The sequence below is a fragment of the Desulfovibrio sp. OH1186_COT-070 genome, from assembly GCF_003860215.1.
GTDB lineage: Bacteria > Desulfobacterota > Desulfovibrionia > Desulfovibrionales > Desulfovibrionaceae > Desulfovibrio.
Map to the genome: position 1 here is coordinate 1 of NZ_RQYH01000142.1, position 545 is coordinate 545.

1 protein-coding gene is annotated in these 545 nt (G+C 54.1%); it reads right to left on the reverse strand.

Going from position 1 to position 545, the window contains the following annotated elements; translation table 11 throughout:
• Positions 1 to 377, reverse strand: a 377-nt coding sequence (locus tag EII23_RS12265; RefSeq protein ID WP_221620419.1) for a phage integrase SAM-like domain-containing protein, incomplete at its 3' end; no start/stop codon positions are given.
• Positions 378 to 545 lie beyond the last annotated feature (168 nt).

The following is a 545-nucleotide window of genomic DNA, read 5'->3' on the forward strand; positions in this document are numbered from 1 at the left end:
GCTTTTACACCACTGCATGGATTGTTTTCCAGTATCCCGTTGGCAATGGCGTATTCAAAGACCGTGTGCAGTGCAGACAGATACTTTGAATTGACGGTCACGGCGGTGAGGGTCTGGCGTTCTTCTCCACGTTCTCTTTCAAGTCGCTTGAGTATTTCGGGAAGCGTCGTCTGTTGGAGCCGTCTTGGAAGACGTGTGGGGAGCTTCAGCAGGGCGTCCTTGAACCTGATAATGTGTTGCCTCTTGTTGTATGCCCGAATGGGCAAATCTCCGGCAAATTCCATGAATCTTCTGGTGGACAGCCTGAATTCCACCACAGTTCCCACAGAGAGACTTCTTCCTTTCTCCGCAAGGTACATTTCAAAGACCTTGCTCAAGCGTGGATTCTCCTCGCTCTCTGTCATCGGGTCAGCAACATTGACTTGAACGGCAGCGGTCTGGGGCAATGTGGTCTGGAGAACGGGCATTGCTCCTGCTCCATTCACCACAGGCGACAAGGGCGGAGCGGGCAGGGCGGCCCACGGTTCCCCCTCAAGACGACCGAG